Origin of the sequence: Carnobacterium sp. (assembly GCF_032094055.1) — a bacterium.
In the GTDB taxonomy this organism is placed as follows: Bacteria; Bacillota; Bacilli; order Lactobacillales; family Carnobacteriaceae; genus Carnobacterium_A.
This window is the reverse complement of sequence record NZ_DAMDAK010000091.1, coordinates 8,133-9,969: the sequence shown is the minus strand read 5'-3', so window position 1 is coordinate 9,969 and position 1,837 is coordinate 8,133. Positions and strand designations below refer to the sequence as shown.

Sequence of the window (1,837 nt, the reverse complement as noted above, 5' to 3'; positions counted from 1 at the left end):
CCAGTCTCTTGTCCGGTATCCACTTCTACCATGATCATCGCCGTACCGGCTCTAATCGCTGTAATGATTCCGGTAGCTGCATCAACGGTAGCGATATCCGGGTTTAAAGACCACCAATATTCCCATTTAGGTTTTACCGCATTGCCGGGTTGGTATTCAACTGTTAAACGGTCTAATGTTTCGCCGACTATCACTTCTTTTTTAGGCGGTGTCACACTGATTGATTCTAGTGGTAATTCTGCATCTGGAGTAGGTTCTTCTGTTGGAACGGAGGGTAAAACTGGTTTTTCAGAGGTTTCTGGTGTAACTTCGGGGTCGTTCGATTCTGTGGATTCTTTCGGTTCGGTTTTTTCTGGTTGAGGTTCTTCTGATTCAGGTTCTTCTGATTTGGATTCTTCTGGTTGAGGTTTTTCATTTGGTGTGTTTAAATCTTCTTCACCTTTTTCTTCAGGTTCTGTTATGGGAATTTCAACCGAATCTTTCTCTTTAGAAAGGAGTTCCTCCTCCTCATCAGGGCCTTGATTTTCTATTGGTTGTGTTGCTGTGGGGTCTTCTGTTGTAATTTCTGTTGGAGGTGTTTCATTTGATGAAATGGTTTCTGTGGATTTTTCGGGAAGCGTTTTTTCATGTACAGGTACTATTTTTTCTTGAGTGGGCTCTTCTATAAGTAGTTCTGCAGCAGTTACCTCGGACACGAATGCTTCGGTTGCTGTTGTGCTTTCGATTGTTTCTTGTTCTTCACTGGCATCAGCACTTAGAACTTCTGTGTTCATTAACATGAATCCTATCAGCGGAAACAGCCAAAGGATGCGTTTGTACATACTATCGCCTTCTTTCTTATAGTCAAATCTAAAACGCCTTTATTTATTTGCCTATTGCCCCAACCTCTTCCCTCCTTTAGTTTATGAATCTGTGTTTCTATTATTCATATCATGACTTATCCCTTACTTCTTAAGCTCAGCTTCTGTGACTCCGTTTAATGTATCTAGAGTTGGTCCTGTAGCAAGACCAATCGTCCATTGATAAGAGCTAGATACTTGCCCATAATATAAATAGAATCCTTTTTCTCCGCTGATCATACTTGCTCGGTAAACACCTGTTGAATCATAACTGATCCCATTGCCAGTATGTTCCAAAATTAATTTTTCTGATGAAAAGTTGATTCCGTCAGTAGAGGTACTGTAATAAATTTTACCGCCTGCTCCTGTATTCGTATCATTATCGTTATTTAATAAGTAATAGACATCTCCAATTTTACTGATATGCGGATGCCAGGAATGGATGGGTTTACCCGCAGCATATATTGCACTTGCCTCACTCCATATTTTACCGTCCAGACTTTCCAAATAATAAATGGACCAATCACGCATAATCCACATTTTGTATTTGTTGTCATCGTATAAGACAGAAGGAGAAACATATTGGAGTAAATTCCCTGCGTCAGATAACATTTTTTCTGGTGCTGACCATCGAGCCGCATCTTTTGTTTTGACCCGGCATATTATTTCATCGTTTTTTCTGTTGCTAACATAGCGATACCACAACTCCATTTCTTTTGTTTGGTCGTTGTATAACAAATGACAGTCAGATAGATAATTATCAAAGACATAACTAGGAATAAGTGCAGTGGAAACAATGGGATTTGAAATGTTTGCAGGCACGACCCAATGGATCCCATCCTGGCTTGCTACTAGACTTGGGTTTTCTTTTTTATCGTTTCCATAAGGATAGGGAGTAAAAGCCATCCAGTACTTATAACCGTTCCATTCGTGATCAAATTGAATAACTGACGGATGTGTTGCTTGATGTTTTTTGCCATACCAATTCGTACGATCAT

At 39.9% G+C, this 1,837-nt stretch carries 2 protein-coding genes; both read right to left on the bottom strand.

The features are described from left to right. A partial coding sequence (locus tag RT405_RS11640; protein WP_313469868.1) for an Ig-like domain-containing protein occupies positions 1-773 on the bottom strand: 773 nt, incomplete at its 3' end. Positions 774-944: 171 nt separating this feature from the next. Beyond that, positions 945-1,837: hypothetical protein (locus RT405_RS11635; protein WP_313469866.1), on the bottom strand; the 893-nt coding region annotated here is incomplete at its 5' end.